Origin of the sequence: Pseudothauera rhizosphaerae (assembly GCF_004801305.1) — a bacterium.
GTDB classification, from domain to species: Bacteria; Pseudomonadota; Gammaproteobacteria; order Burkholderiales; family Rhodocyclaceae; genus Pseudothauera; species Pseudothauera rhizosphaerae.
This window is the reverse complement of record NZ_SSOD01000005.1, coordinates 188,235-202,223: the sequence shown is the minus strand read 5'-3', so window position 1 is coordinate 202,223 and position 13,989 is coordinate 188,235. Positions and strand designations below refer to the sequence as shown.

At 68.9% G+C, this 13,989-nt stretch carries 13 protein-coding genes; 7 read left to right on the top strand and 6 right to left on the bottom strand.

All coding sequences use genetic code 11. The features are described from left to right. Window positions 1–135 precede the first annotated feature (135 nt). From iaaH to E6O51_RS08290, 4 genes are all read left to right on the top strand, one after another. Window positions 136–1,575 carry an indoleacetamide hydrolase gene (gene iaaH / locus E6O51_RS08305; protein WP_136384509.1) on the top strand — a complete coding sequence of 480 codons (1,440 nt, stop codon included), beginning with the start codon at window positions 136–138 and terminating at the stop codon, window positions 1,573–1,575. 78 nt (window positions 1,576–1,653) lie between these two features. Further along, window positions 1,654–2,403 carry an SDR family NAD(P)-dependent oxidoreductase gene (locus E6O51_RS08300; RefSeq protein WP_136384508.1) on the top strand — a complete coding sequence of 250 codons (750 nt, stop codon included), beginning with the start codon at window positions 1,654–1,656 and terminating at the stop codon, window positions 2,401–2,403. A gap of 77 nt (window positions 2,404–2,480) precedes the next feature. Continuing rightward, window positions 2,481–2,711, top strand: coding sequence for a type II toxin-antitoxin system Phd/YefM family antitoxin (locus tag E6O51_RS08295; RefSeq protein ID WP_136384507.1), 231 nt, complete (start codon window positions 2,481–2,483; stop codon window positions 2,709–2,711). Then, window positions 2,708–3,106, top strand: coding sequence for a type II toxin-antitoxin system VapC family toxin (locus tag E6O51_RS08290; protein WP_136384506.1), 399 nt, complete (start codon window positions 2,708–2,710; stop codon window positions 3,104–3,106). The genes E6O51_RS08295 and E6O51_RS08290 overlap by 4 nt, the downstream gene beginning before the upstream one ends. Before the next feature lie 41 nt (window positions 3,107–3,147). Here E6O51_RS08290 and E6O51_RS08285 read toward each other — a convergent pair whose 3' ends face one another. From E6O51_RS08285 to E6O51_RS08265, 5 genes are all read right to left on the bottom strand, one after another. Then, window positions 3,148–3,555 carry a nuclear transport factor 2 family protein gene (locus E6O51_RS08285; RefSeq protein WP_136384505.1) on the bottom strand — a complete coding sequence of 136 codons (408 nt, stop codon included), beginning with the start codon at window positions 3,553–3,555 and terminating at the stop codon, window positions 3,148–3,150. A 69-nt stretch (window positions 3,556–3,624) separates the two neighbouring features. After that, the gene (locus E6O51_RS08280) at window positions 3,625–4,896 is read right to left on the bottom strand and encodes a DUF1329 domain-containing protein (RefSeq protein WP_136384504.1); all 1,272 of its coding nucleotides are present in this window, start codon (window positions 4,894–4,896) and stop codon (window positions 3,625–3,627) included. An 18-nt stretch (window positions 4,897–4,914) separates the two neighbouring features. After that, window positions 4,915–6,516 carry a DUF1302 family protein gene (locus E6O51_RS08275; protein ID WP_136384503.1) on the bottom strand — a complete coding sequence of 534 codons (1,602 nt, stop codon included), beginning with the start codon at window positions 6,514–6,516 and terminating at the stop codon, window positions 4,915–4,917. A 38-nt stretch (window positions 6,517–6,554) separates the two neighbouring features. Further along, window positions 6,555–8,936 carry an efflux RND transporter permease subunit gene (locus E6O51_RS08270; protein WP_136384502.1) on the bottom strand — a complete coding sequence of 794 codons (2,382 nt, stop codon included), beginning with the start codon at window positions 8,934–8,936 and terminating at the stop codon, window positions 6,555–6,557. Window positions 8,937–8,981: 45 nt separating this feature from the next. Next, complete coding sequence (locus E6O51_RS08265; RefSeq protein WP_168735225.1) at window positions 8,982–10,058, bottom strand: WD40/YVTN/BNR-like repeat-containing protein; 1,077 nt, start codon at window positions 10,056–10,058, stop codon at window positions 8,982–8,984. A 247-nt stretch (window positions 10,059–10,305) separates the two neighbouring features. On the opposite strand from E6O51_RS08265, the gene E6O51_RS08260 reads away from it, so the two are divergent. From E6O51_RS08260 to E6O51_RS08250, 3 genes are read left to right on the top strand one after another with little or no spacing between them, the layout of a single operon-like run. Next, window positions 10,306–10,938: a LemA family protein gene (locus E6O51_RS08260; protein WP_136384501.1), complete on the top strand. Its 633-nt coding sequence runs from the start codon at window positions 10,306–10,308 to the stop codon at window positions 10,936–10,938. Window positions 10,939–10,957: 19 nt separating this feature from the next. Next, window positions 10,958–11,881 (top strand): TPM domain-containing protein, encoded by a 924-nt coding sequence (locus tag E6O51_RS08255; RefSeq protein WP_136384500.1) that lies wholly within the window; start codon window positions 10,958–10,960, stop codon window positions 11,879–11,881. Between the two features lie 11 nt (window positions 11,882–11,892). Beyond that, a complete protein-coding gene (locus E6O51_RS08250) occupies window positions 11,893–12,423 on the top strand; it encodes a TPM domain-containing protein (RefSeq protein WP_136384499.1) in 531 nt (176 codons plus the stop codon). 25 nt (window positions 12,424–12,448) lie between these two features. Here E6O51_RS08250 and E6O51_RS08245 read toward each other — a convergent pair whose 3' ends face one another. Then, the gene (locus tag E6O51_RS08245; RefSeq protein WP_168735224.1) at window positions 12,449–13,912 is read right to left on the bottom strand and encodes an aminoacyl-histidine dipeptidase; all 1,464 of its coding nucleotides are present in this window, start codon (window positions 13,910–13,912) and stop codon (window positions 12,449–12,451) included. Window positions 13,913–13,989 lie beyond the last annotated feature (77 nt).

The window sequence follows — 13,989 nt, the reverse complement described above, 5'->3', positions numbered from 1 at the left end:
GTCAGGAGGGGGATGGGTTTCGGTTCAGTACGCCGACAAACCCATCCCCACCCCAGCCCTCCCCTTGAAGGGGAGGGAGCCGACGCAAGCGCCGCTCCCACACAAACCCCGCAAATCCGAGATGGAGCACGAACAATGAATCCTCATCGAAGCACCTCCGGCCCCACGCTGGCCGAAGCGGCCGCGCAGATCGCCGCCGGCGAACTGAGCTGCGGAGCGCTGATGCGCGACTGCATCGCTCGCGCCGAGGCCCACCCCGAACTCAACATCTTCATCACGCTGGACGCCGAGCGGGCGCTCGCCGCCGCCTGCGCGGCCGACGCGGCGCGCGCCGCCGGCCAGGCGCAGGGGCCGCTGGCCGGCCTGCCCATCGTGGTCAAGGACAACATCCACGCCGCCGGCCTGCCGGCCACCGCCGGCACGCCCGCGCTGGCCGACTTCGTGCCCCGCAGCGACGCCCCCACCCTGCGCCGGCTGCGCGAAGCCGGCGCCGTGGTGCTGGGCAAGACCAACATGCACGAACTCGCCTTCGGCGCCACCGGCTACAACCACGCCTTCCACCACCCGGGCAGCGTGGGCGTGCGCAACCCTTACGACGCCACCCGCATCGCCGGCGGCTCGTCCTCCGGCAGCGCCGCGGCCCTGGGCGCGCGCATGGCGCTGGCTTCGCTGGGCACCGACACCGGCGGCTCCATGCGCATCCCCTGCGCGCTCAACGGCTGCGCCTCCCTGCGTCCGTCGTGGGGGCGCTATTCCGGCGAGGGCGTGATCCCCATCTCCAACAGCCGCGACACCGTGGGCCCCATGGCCCTGTGCATGGCCGACGTGGCGCTGCTGGACGGCATCGTCACCGGCGAGGCGGCGCTGCATTCCGTAAGACTCGATACCCTGCGCCTCGGCGTGGCGCCCGGCTTCTGGGCCAACCTGGACGAGGACACCCAGGCCCTCACCGCGGCCGCGGTGAAGAAGCTCGAAGCCGTCGGCGTGAGCTTCATCGAGGTGCCGGAAGCCCGCCTGCTGGAACTGAACGAGCCCATCGGCTTTCCCGTCGTGCTGTACGAGGCCTACGACGACATGGTCGCCTGGCTGCGCGACCAGGGGCCGGGCATTTCCATCGAGGCGCTCTTCGACGGGATCGCCAGCCCGGACGTGAAAGGCATCTACGGCGAATTCGTCCTGGAACGCCGGACCTTCGGCCCCGGCGGCAAGCCCGTGCCCGCGCGGCCCCTCTACGACGAAGCCGTCCGCCACGGCCGCCCTGCCCTGAAGGCGCACTACCGCGAGCTCTTCGCCCGCCACCGCCTGGACGCCTTCGTGTTCCCCACCACGCCCGTGGTCGCCCCCGTCGCGCGGCCCGAGATCAGCCTGCCGGAGAACTTCCACCTGCTGATCCAGAACACCGAACCCTCGGCCAGCGCCGGCCTGCCCTCCATCCAGCTCCCCATCGGCCTCGGCCCCGCGACCGGCCTGCCGGTGGGCATGGAGCTGGACGGCCCGGACGGCACCGACCGCCGCCTGCTGTCCGTCGGCATGGCCCTGGAAGCCGTGCTGGGGCGCATTCCTTCCGCGATGTGATGCGAGGGCGACAGCCCTTTTCGACCCGCCTCGCCGCCCGGCGGGCGGGCTTTTTCTCGGTTTCAGGGAGATGAAGTCATGACGGATCTGGACGGCAAGGTGATCGTCGTCACCGGCGGCGGCAGCGGCATGGGCCGCGACGCCTGCCTGGCGCTGGCCCGCGCGGGCGCCCGCGTGGCCATCGGCGGCCGCCGGACGGCGGAAGGCGGGACCGTGGTCGAAGCGATACGCGCCGCGGGCGGGCAGGCCGTGTTCCGCGCCACCGACGTCTCCCGCCCCGCGGACTGCGCCGCCCTGGTGCAGTGCGCACTGGACACCTGGGGCCGGCTCGACGGCGCCTTCAACAACGCCGGCCTGCAGCGGGAATTCGCCGACGTGCATGAAACGCCCGACGCCGACATCGCCGACGTGATCGACATCAACCTCAAGGGCGTGCTCTACATGATGAAGTACGAGGCCGCCGCGATGCTGGCGACGGGTGGCGGCGCCATCGTCAACAACAGCTCCATCTTCGGCCTCAAGGCCATGCCCCACCTGGCCTACTACGTCGCCGCCAAGCACGGCATCGTCGGCGCCACCCGCGCCGCGGCGCTGGACTACGCGGCGCGCGGCATCCGCGTCAACGCCGTCTGCCCCGGCCCGATCAAGACGCCCAGCTACGACCGCGTCACCGGCAGCGACGACCACATGTACGACGACGGCGTGCCCATGCACCGCATCGGCCAGCCGGCCGAAGTCAGCGCGGCGGTGCTGTGGCTGCTGTCGGCGGCTTCGTCCTACGTGACGGGGGCGCTGCTGGCGGTGGACGGGGGGATGAGCGCGGGCTGAGGCAAGGGCATCCGGATTGACGATGACCATATCGATGACTATAGTCACCGATATGGTCATTTTTGCCGGATAAGACGATGCCCACCATTCAAGCGTCCGAATTCAAGGCCAAGTGCCTCGCCCTCATGGATGCCGTAGCCGCAACGGGCGAAGCCTGGGTCATCACGAAGAACGGCAGGCCCGTGGCCGAATTGCGTCCGTTTTCGGGCGGACGGGTCCCGTCTCCCCTAGGCCTGCATCCGTCGCTGGAAATTCACGGCGACATCCTTGCGCCCATCGACGACGAGGACTGGAAAGCGCTGGCATGATCCTCGACACCCACACGCTGCTATGGATGGATCGCAACGATCCTTCCCTGGGCGCAGAGGCACGGCGCCGGATCGAAGCGGACTGGCGCGCGGGGGAAGTGGCCGTCAGCGCGATCAGCTTCTGGGAAGTCGCCATGCTCGCCCAACGCGGACGCATCGCACTGCCCGTGCCGGTCGAACGGTGGCGCAGCGACTGGCTCCAGGCCGGCCTGACGGAAATCCCCGTCGACGGCCGTATTGCCTTGCTGGCGACGCAACTGGAGGGCTTTCACCGCGACCCTGCCGACCGCTTCATCGCAGCCACGGCAATCTGCCGGAATGCGCCATTGATGACGGCCGACCGGCTGATTCTCGATTGGCCGGGAGAATTGCAGCGCTGGGCGGCGGATGCCTGACGGCCGCGGGAAAACCTGGCGGGCCTGACCGGCCCGGGCCTTCAGGGAACGACGGCCCGCGCCACCGCAAAGCTGTCCTCGAACATGCGATAGCGGACGATCAGCCCGTTCTTCACGGTCAGGTCGAAGGCGAACTCCGTCTCCATCAGCTTGCCGGTGCTTCTCGCCCGCGATGCCAGCGTACCCAGCACCACCGCGCGGGAGCCCTTGACCAGCACGTCGCTGACCTCGAAGCGTTCCGGGGCGATCAGTTCGCGTATCTGGCGGAAGAATTCCGCAACGCCCTTCCGTCCGGCCTTGCGGCCTATCCAGGGTACGTTTTCCGTATCGCCGGCGATGAACCAGTCCACGTCTTCGCTGAACAGGGAAGCGATCTCGGCAGGGGCTGCGCCTTGTCCGATCTTCTCGAACAGGCTGCTCACCAGATCGCGTACGGTGTCATCGCTCATGGCAGAGCCTCGTTGGCATGAAGAGAAGGGGCGTGGCCGCCGCCACGCCCCGGGGTGGATGCTACGGACTTACCGCCCCGCCGCCTGCAGCGTCTGCAGCGTGAAGTCCTTGGCGCTCTTGCCCGGCTGGTTGGTCTTCCAGGTGGTGGAGTCCACCAGGGACACGGTGGCGTGGTTGCGCTGGAAGTCGATGACGGCGCCGGCGGCGGTGCGGATGTCGATGAAGCCGTCCTCGCCCTTGGCCGGGTAGGAGTGGAATTCCATCATCTTCCAGAACTCGCCCTTGCGGTTGTAGGCCTCGCCGTAATAGATGCGCGGGTACTTGGCATCCACGTACAGGATCTTCTTGCTGTACGGGTGCTCGGACGGGGTGGTGGCCTCGATGACGTACACCTCGCGCGGCTCGTAGCCGTTGTTGTTCATGTTCCAGAACGGGGCCTTGTCCTCCAGCACGGGGTACTTCTCCGCGAAGCTCTTGCCGTTGCGGTTCCACAGCGGGGTCTTGCTGTTGGCCACCGCCAGCACCCAGCGCTTTTCCAGCATCTTGTAGCCCGCGTACCAGCAGGGACGGGCGTTGAAGACTTCCAGGTCGTCCTGGAGCTGGTCGGAGGAGCCCACCGGGTCCATCCAGGCGCCGCCGGACAGGCGCCGCACGCGGCGCACGGCCGGGATGTAGGCCCACACGTCGGGCACCTTGGCGTTGTCGTACATGATGGTGAAGGTGCCCAGGCCCTTCATGTCCGAGGGGGACTTGAAGAACAGGAGTTGGCGGCCGCGCTCGCTGCCGTCGCCTTCCACCGCGCCGTCGCCGGAAAGGCGCCCTTTCATGGCGTAGCGGGTGAATTCCGCCACCGGCTCGGCGTGCACGCCCTTGGCGCCGTCGATGAGCACCTGGGTGAAGAAGGGGGCGGAGGCGATGTCGCCCGTGAGCTGGCCCAGGTGCCAGTTCCAGATGACCTTTTCGGCGGCGGCCGGATCCTTCATGTCGATGTCGGGGAAGGGCTGGCCCGCTTCCCAGCCGTCCACCTGACAGCTTTCCGCGTTGATCTTCGTCTTGCCGGCATTGGCCTGCGAGGCCTTGACCCACTTGGGATCAAGGGGGATTTCCTTGGACTTGGCGAGCGGGATCTGCATGCCGTTGTTGCGGATGCGCCATTCCATCTTCTCGGTGAGCAGGCTGGCGATGGTGTGGCCTTCGAAGGTGTCGTTCTTCACCTGGTCGATGTTGGCGGCGGAGATCACGGTGCCGGCCGGCAGTTCGGCGGCATGGGCGAGGCCGCAGGCGGCCGCGGCGAGGGCCACAGCGGTGGCGCGCAGCAGGGGTTGCTTGATGGCGTTCATGGAGTCGCTCCGGGGGGATCAGAAGAGATAGGTCAGGCTCGTGTAGAACTGGTCGCGCTTGTGGTAGTAGCCGAACAGGGTGGTGCTGTCGCAGTTGCCGGCATTGGGCGGGGCGCACTTGCTGCCGTCGCGCCATTCGTCGTCCCAGAACTTGTCGTACTCCACCTTCCAGCGCCAGTTCCTGGCCAGTTCGAAGGTCACCGAGGGCACGGCGAAGCCGCCGCCGTTGGACAGATCGGTGCCGACCACCAGCTCGGGGCGGATGCGGCCGTTGTCGTAGGACAGGCCCAGGATGCCGGTGAGCAGGAAGGAGTGTTCCTTGGCCTTGCCGCCCCAGCCCACGGAGTAGAGCAGGCGCTCGTCCTTGTCGTAGTCCTGGATCCACTTGTCGAAGAGCTGCACGGAGAAGAAGGCCGGCTTTTCCGTGCCCAGCAGGGACTGGGTGAAGGCCAGGTTCTTGTCCATGCGCACCATCCAGGCCAGCACGTCCTTGTACTTGACGCCATCGAAGCCCGGCGCGACGTTCTGCGTCGCCAGCGAACCCGGAATCGCGGAGAAGTTGTAGGCGGCGTCCTTGACGTAGGCCACTTCGGTGCTGAACACGGCATCGGCCCATTCCGAGTAGCCGCTGGCGGTGAAGCCGAACACGTCCACCTTCGGGTAGATGATGTCGCCGAACATGCCGTTGGTGTCGGCGCGGCCTTCGGTTTCCACGTCGCTGAAGCCGGGGATGCCGTTGAACTTGCTGGTGCCGTTCATGATGGCGGCGGGCCAGTAGGTCTTGAGGTACGAGACCGAGTAGTTGATGTCCCCCGCCAGGCCGCTCCAGCGGATGCCGCCGGTGACGTCGCGCACGTCACCCTTGTCGTTCTCGAAGTCGTAGGGGTCGATGTTGCGGAAGTCCACGCCCGCCCAGGGCTGGCTGGACCAGCGCCCGCCGTAGATCTCAAGCTCGGTGCCGATGTCGCTCTTGCGGTCCCAGCCCGGGCGGATGAACATTTCGATGCCGCCTTCCAGCTCGGGCACGTCGATGTTCACCTTGGCCATGATGTTGGCCTTGCGCAACTCCTCGTTGGCCGGCTCCAGGAAGGAGCGCCAGGTCCAGTCGAAGCCGTGCACCAGGTCGTTGGCGGCGAAGAAGTCGGTCTCGCCCCAGGCGATCTGCTGCTTGCCCAGGCGCACGCGGGTGCGCTCGCCGAGCGGGAAGTCCACGTACAGCTCGCGGATCACGTCGCTGATCCGGTTGCGGTTGTACAGCTCCATGATGTTGCCATCACGGTAGTTGTGCGCGCCCATCTTCTCCAGGTGGCGCAGGAAGCCGGTCTGCACCTCGCCCACGGCGCGCAGCTTGGCGACCACGGAAACGTCCTCCGTGGCCTTCCAGTCCAGGTTGAGGCGGGCGGTGGTGCGCGCCATGGACAGCTTGCCGCTGTCGTCGTAGTCGGGCGTGTCTTCCCAGTTGCGGGTGTTCCAGGAGAATTCCTGGCGCAGGTAGCCGTCGACCTTCAGGCTGCTTTCTTCCTGCGCCTGGACCGGCAGGACCGGGAAGGCGAGGCCGGCGGCGATGGCGGTGCCGAGGAGGGCGCGGTGGCGCCCCGGGTTGCGGTTTCTCTTCTTCATGGTTGCTCTCTGTGGGGAGTGGGTCGGGGGGGAGGGGTTCAGGCACCGGCCGCGGCGGGACGCAGGCCGGCGAGCACGGGGCGGTCGTGGTGGTTCCTGTCGCCGAAGATGAAGCCCGGGCGGAACACGTAGATGATGGAAGGCATGACGAACAGCGCCGACGCGGCGGAGACGGCGAGCCAGATCGCCATCAGCAGGCCCATCTCCGCCTGGAAGCGCAGCGACGACGCCCACCACAGCAGGGTGCTGAAGATGAGCACGCCCGCGGTGACCAGCACGCCCATGCCGGCGGAGTGCAGGGCTTCGTGGATGGCCTTCTCCGGCGTGCTGCCGGCGGCGATCTCTTCCTTGATGCGGTCGGCCACGTAGAAGGCGTAATCCACGCCCAGGCCGATGCCGAGCGCGGCCACGGGCACGGTGTTGATGTTCATGCCGATGCCCTTCCAGGCCATGAAGCTGAAGGTGAGCGTGTTGGAGATGATCACCGGCACCATGAACAGCATGCCCGCCACCGTGGAGCGATAGACCACGGTGCAGATCACCACCAGTACGAAGAGCGCCAGCGCGATGTGCTCGATCTGGCTGGAGAGGATCACCTCGTTCACCGCCGCCATCACGCCGATCAGCCCGCCGGCGAGCTGCCACTGCCCTTCGGAGAGGGGGTGCTGGGCGATGAACTCCTTGATGCGCGCCACCGCGGTGCGGATGGTCTCGCCCTGGCGGTCGCGGAACATCATGGTGATGGCGCCGTTGGCGTAGGCGGTGTCGGTGAAGCGGTCCATGTCGCCCGGTTCGGACACGGAATCCAGGATGGCCACCAGGCTGCCGTTCACCGCCTGGGTGTCGCCCAGCTCCAGGTAGCGCGGGTTGCCTTCGCGCAGCGTGCTGTTGACCACCGGGATCACGTCCGCGATGGAGAGCGAGCCGCCCACCTCCGGCTGGGCCTCCATGAAGCGCTGGAAGCCGTTCATGGCCTGCAGCACCTCGTTGGATTTCACCAGGCCTTCCTTGCCGTCCTCGCCCACGACGATGAACATGCGGTCCACGCCGTGGAAGCGCTCGTTGATGGCCGCGGAATCCACGTTGTAGGCGGATTCCGGCCACAGGATGGGCGAGCCCGGGTTGGCGTCGCCGATCTTGAGGTTGAAAGCGTAGAGGCCGGAGACGATCATCACCACGGTGCTGCAGCCGATGACCGCGTAGCGGAAGCGGGAGGTCGCCATCCACACGCCCAGGTCCAGCAGCTTCCGCAGCAGCGGCGCGCAGTCGATGGGATGCACCGTGCCGTGGGGCTTGCGGATGTAGGAGAGCAGCACGGGGGTGAGGATCACGGCGCTGATGGTCAGCGTGGACACCCACACCACCGACAGCAGCGTGAGCTTCTGCAGCATGGGGATGGGCGACAGCGCCACCACCGCCATGCAGGCCGCGTCCGCGATCACGCCCAGCATGCCGGGGCGGAAGAGGTCCGCCAGCGCCACCTTGGCGGCCAGTTGGGCACAGCCCGCGCCGGGCGGGAGCACCGCCAGTTCGTCGTCGAAGCGATTGACGATCTGCACCGAGTGGGACACGGCCCGCGACGTGATCAGCATCGCCACCACGATCACCAGCGGCTCGAAATGCACGCCCAGGATGCGGCACAGGCCCAGCGCCCAGATGGCGCTCACCACCGCGGCCAGCAGGGGCAGCAGCACGCCGCGCCAGGTGCGCAGCAGCACGAAGAGCATGGCCAGCGTCAGGCCCATGGCCGCGGCGACCAGGTTGACGGTTTCCGGCACGTAGTGGTTCACCCAGCCGTACAGGATGGGATCGCCCACCACGCGGATGTGCACCGAGTCGTCCTGCACCGTGGCGATCAGCGCGCGGATTTCCTCGAACACCTTGGCGTAATCGACTTCACGGTCGATGAAGTCCACGGTGATCAGCGTGGCCTGCAGGTCCTTGGAGACGTAGGGGCCGTACACCAGCGGGTTGCGCAGCACCGATTCACGCAGCAGGGCCATTTCCGTGGCGTTGGCGGGCAGGTCCGGCCACATCAGCGGCTTGGTTTCGATGCCGTCGGTGGAGGCGCGCACTTCCTTGAGCTTCTTGGAAGCCAGGGAAGTGATCTGGTACGGATTCACCGCCGACACTTCCCGCAGGCCCAGGGTGATGGTGCGCACCTTGTCCAGCACGCGGGGGGTGAAGATGTCGCCCTCGCCCACCTCGACCATGATCGTGACCATGTTCGAGCCGCCGAAGGTGTCCTTGAACTTCTGGTGGGTCTGGATGTACTCGTGCTTCGTGGGCAGCATGTCCTCGAACACGGTGCGCACGTCCACATGGAGCGCGAACCAGGACAGGACCAGCGTCGCCACGGCGAGCGCGCCGACGACCACGCTGCGTTTGCGGATACAGAACTCCGCGATGCGTTCGATCATTTCTGTGCTCTCTGATGAGGGGTGATTCGGAGCGGGGCCGCGGGCTCAGTTGCCGAGCGGCACCCAGGCCCGGCCGTCCCAGCGGCCGACGTTGGCGCCGGCGAACCAGGCCTGGCCGTCCGCCGGCAGCACGCGCGTGTGCCAGGACAGGTCACGTTCGTCCAGACGCCCGCTCTGCCAGCGCCGGCCCTCGCCGTCGGCGGTGATCCAGCTTCCCAGCGCGCCGGCGCCGATCCAGCGCGCGCCCGCGGCGTCCCAGCTCACGTCGAAGAGGTGGACCTGGACGTCCGCCTCCGCCCGGGTCCAGGTGAGACCGCCGTCCTGCGTGGTCAGCACCACGCCCTCCAGGCCCACGGCCACGCCGTGCTGCCCGTCACGGAAGGCGACTGCCATCAGCGAACTCGCCGCCGGGGACGGGATTTCGTTCCAGGTGGCGCCGCCGTCCCCGCTCACCACGATGCGGCCGAACTCGCCCACGGCCACGATGCCGGCCTCGCCGATCAGCGCCACGTCGTTCCAGGCCAGGTCTTCCTCTTCGCGGAGGCGCGTCCAGGTGGCGCCGAAATCCCGGCTCATCAGCAGGGCGCCCATCTCCCCGCTCGCCACCGCCACGCCCCCGGGGGCGGTGCGCGCGCGGGCGAACTTGTTGGCGATCTCGGAACGGGGCACGTCGGCCACCTGGGTCCAGGTGGCGCCACCATCGGCCGACACCAGGATCACCCCGTCGTTGCCCACAGCCACCGCCCGCGTACCGTCCCAGGTGGCCACGTCCTGCAGGGTTTCGCCGGTGGGCGTGGGCACGCGCTTGATCCGCCCCGAAGCCGGATCGATGCGCAGGATCTTGCCGCCCGAGCCCGCCGCCAGCAGCAGGCCGTCCGCGGCGGCGAGGCCGTAGTAGTGGTCGCGCCGCTCCAGCACCGGCGGCTGCAGGCTGGCGCCCACCGGCTGCGGCTTGACGAACAGGCCCGCCCACAGCAGGCCGGCGATGATCAGCCACGGCAGCGCGGACACCACGTAGCCGCCGACCGCCCGGCCACGGCGGCGGTCCTCGCCGGGCGCGGCGGGCCGGGCCGCGGGGGCGGGTGGGGAAGAAGAGGCGATCTGCTCGGCGATGCGGTCCATGGCTGCTCTGTCGGGTCGGGGTTGGCGAATCGAGCCTTGAAGGCTTCTAGTGGCCTCTAAGCTAGAGGCTCACCCCCCGGGGCACTATCCGCTGAACGCAGCCCTTATCCTGTGGGTGCACCTGAATCCATACAGCGCAGGGAGGCGCCGGACACCGGTTGCCGCACCCGGCGATGACGCTGCTAAAGTAGCGCGTCCAGAATGGCTCCCTGATCCCGCCCCGGCCCTCACCCCACGGAGGACGAACATGCCCGCCTGCCGCCGCTGTTCCCGTTTTTTCCGGTTTCTCGCCCTTGCCGCCACCGTCGCGCTGGTCAGCGGCTGCGGCTACAACGACTTCCAGCGTCTGGACGAACAGAGCAAATCCGCCTGGGCGGAGGTGCTCAACCAGTACCAGCGCCGCGCCGACCTGATCCCCAACCTCGTCGCCACCGTGAAGGGCGAGGCCAGTTTCGAGCAGGAGACGCTGACCCGCGTCATCGAGGCCCGCTCCCGCGCCACCGCCATCCAGGTGACGCCCGAAATGCTCGACGATCCGCAGGCGATGGAGCGCTTCCAGCAGGCCCAGGGTCAGCTCGGCAGCGCCCTGTCGCGCCTGCTGGTGGTGGCCGAGGCCTACCCCAATCTCAGGGCCAACCAGGCCTTCCAGGATCTGCGGGTGCAGCTCGAAGGCACCGAGAACCGCATCACCGTCGCCCGCAACAAGTACATCCAGAGCGTGCAGGAATACAACGTGCTGGCGCGCAGCTTTCCGACCAACCTGACGGCGATGGTCTTCTCCTACAAGCCCAAGGCGGGCTTCACCGTCGCCAACGAGGCCGAGATTTCGCGCCCGCCGACGGTGGATTTCGGCGGCCAGCCGGCGCAACCGGCGCGCTGATTCGCGTTCGCCGAACCGAATGACCCATCACGCTCGCCCGCAGCCGGCCGGCTGGCTCGCCGGCCTGCTGCTGTGGCTGATGGCCGGCTTCGCGCTGTCCTTCCCGGCTGTCGCGCAGGACCTGCAACCCGTGCCCGCCCTCACCGCGCGGGTCATGGACCAGACCGGCACGCTCGACGCCGGCCGGCGCCAGGCGCTGGACGACAAACTCGCCGCCTTCGAGAAGGAGCGCGGCACCCAGCTCGTCGTGCTGCTGGTGCCCACCACCGCGCCCGAGGACATCGCCGCCTACGCCTTCCGCGTGGCCGACACCTGGAAGATCGGCCGCCGCGACGTGGGCGACGGCCTGCTGCTGGTCGTGGCTAAGGACGACCGCGCGGTACGCATCGAGGTGGCGCGCGCCCTCGAAGGCGCGGTGCCGGATCTGGCCGCTTTCCGCATCATCGACCGCCTCATCCTGCCCGCCTTCCGCCAGGGCGACTTCGCCGGCGGGCTGGATGCGGGCGTGGAAGCGTTGATGAAGCTGGTGCGCGGCGAGGAACTGCCGCTGCCGCAAGCCGACGACACCCAGGCGGGCGGAACGCTGTCCCTCGCCGACCTCGCCGTCTTCCTCTTCGTCGGCGTGCCCATCGTCGGCGGCGTGCTCAACGCAATGCTGGGCCGCAAGCTCGGCACGCTCGTCACCGCGGGCGGTACCGGCGTACTCGTGAAGTTGCTCACCGGCAGCCTGCTGCTGGCGGTGATCGGCGGCATGCTGGCGCTGATCTTCGTGCTGGGCATGGGTTCGGGCGGCGGTGGCGGCGGCATCGGGCGGGGCGGTGGCGGCCGGGGCGGCCCCATCATCTGGGGCGGCGGCGGACGCGGAGGCGGCTTCGGCGGCGGTGGTTTCGGTTCGGGCGGCGGCGGCAGCTTCGGCGGCGGCGGCGCCTCGGGACGCTGGTAAGGGAAGCGGCCATGACGATCCTGACCCGCCTCATCCGCCACTTGTGGCTGGACGCCGGCGACGCCCGCCGCGCCGTGGGCGAGGACGCGCTGCACCGGCTGGAAGCACGCATCGCCGCCAGCGAGGCCCGCCATCTGGGCGAAATCTGCATCTACGTGGAAGCCAGCCTGCCCTTGGCCGACCTGTGGCGGCAATGGCGCACCGGCCTGGACATCGGCAGCGTGGTACGCGAACGGGCGCTCTCCCGCTTCGGCAGGCTGGGCGTGTGGGACACCGAACTGAACAACGGCGTGCTGATCTACCTGCAACTGGCCGAGCACCGCATCGAGATCGTCGCCGACCGCGGCCTGGCGCGGCACGTGCCGGCGGAGGAATGGGCGGCGCTGCTGGGGGACATGGGCGCGGACTTCCGCGCCGGCCGCTACGAGGACGGTCTGGCGCGGGCGGTCGATGTGGTCGGTGCCGAACTGGAACGGCACTTCCCGCGCCGCGAGGGCGGGCACGACATCGACGAACTGCCCAACCGGCCGCGGCTGGGGTGAGGGAGTTCCGCGTGGCGGCGGGGAACTACAGTTCTGCCAGCGCCGCCGCCAGCAGTCGCCACGCGCGCCCGACGCTCTCCACCTCGACCCGCTCGCCCGGTGCGTGGGCGCCGCGTATGGTCGGGCCGAAGGAGATCATGTCCATGTCCGGCCAGGTGGCGGTGAAGATGCCGCATTCCAGGCCGGCGTGGATCACCTTGACCGCTGCCTCGCCGCCGAACTCGCGCCGGTAGACCTGCAGGAAACTCGCCAGCAGCGCCGAATCCGGGTTCGGCGCCCAGCCGGGGTAGGGTTCGCTGACGGAGGCAGGCAGGCCAGCCAGATCGAACAGGGCGACGATCTCGTCCGCCAGCGCCCGCGTACCCGCATCCAGCAGCGAACGCACCATCAGCGTCGCCTGCAGGCGTTGCGCATCCAGCCGCAGCACACCGAGGTTGTCGGAGGTTTCCACCACGCCCGCCACCCGCGTGCTCATGCGGCGCACGCCATGGGGTGCGGCGTGCAACGCGGCCAGCACGCGGCGGGCGGTGGCGGCGTCCGGCACGTGCTCCGGGCGGGCTGGATCGGGTTCGGCGCGCAGCGCAAAGCCGTCATCCACGCCGGCCAGTTCCTCGGCGATCTCGGCGGCGGTGCGCGTCAGCGCTTGCCGCAGGCCGGCCCCGTTGCCATCGGGCACCAGGATGAGCGCGCCCGCTTCCCGTGGCAGCGCATTGCGCGCGGTGCCACCCTCCATGGCCGCGAGGGCGAAAGGCACACCGTCCGCCGCGAGCCCGTGCAGGACACGCACCAGCAGCTTGATGGCGTTGCCCCGCTGCAGGTGGATGTCCACGCCCGAATGACCGCCCTTCAGGCCCTCGACCGTGACCCGCAGCGCCTGCCAGCCCGCCGGTGCGGCTTCGGATTCCAGCGGCGCGTCCACCACCACATCGGCGCCGCCCGCGCAGCCCAGGTAGAACTCGCCCCAGTCCTCGGTATCGATGTTGATGAGCCGCCGGCCGCGCAGGGCCCCGGCCCGCAGGCCGCGCGCGCCCGTCATGCCGGCTTCCTCGTCCACGGTCAGCAGCACTTCCAGCGACGGATGGGCGATGTCGCCGGCTTCCAGCGCTGCGAGCGCCAGCGCGACGCCGATGCCGTTGTCCGCGCCCAGCGTGGTGTCGTCGGCGACCAGCCAGCCGTCGCGCAGTTCGGCGTGGATGGGGTCGCGGGAGAAGTCGTGGGTGCTGGCCGCGTTCTTCTGGCAGACCATGTCCAGATGGCCCTGCAGCACGACACCCGGCCTGTCCTCGCGGCCCGGCGTGGCGGGCTTGGAGATCACCAGGTTGCCGGTGGCATCCACCGCCACACCCAGCCCGTGCTGCCGCGCCCAGCCCGCGATCTCGTCCCGCAGGACCTGCTCGTGCCCGGACATGCGGGGAATACGGCTGAGGGTGGCGAAATGGCGCCAGACAGCGGCCGGTTCGAGTTCGTACGACGGGATGGACGAATCCATGGGCGCTCCTGGAGCGTTGCCGACCTCGACGATTCCTGAAGCTCTTGCAGAGGGCCAAAGACAATGGGCTAGCGACA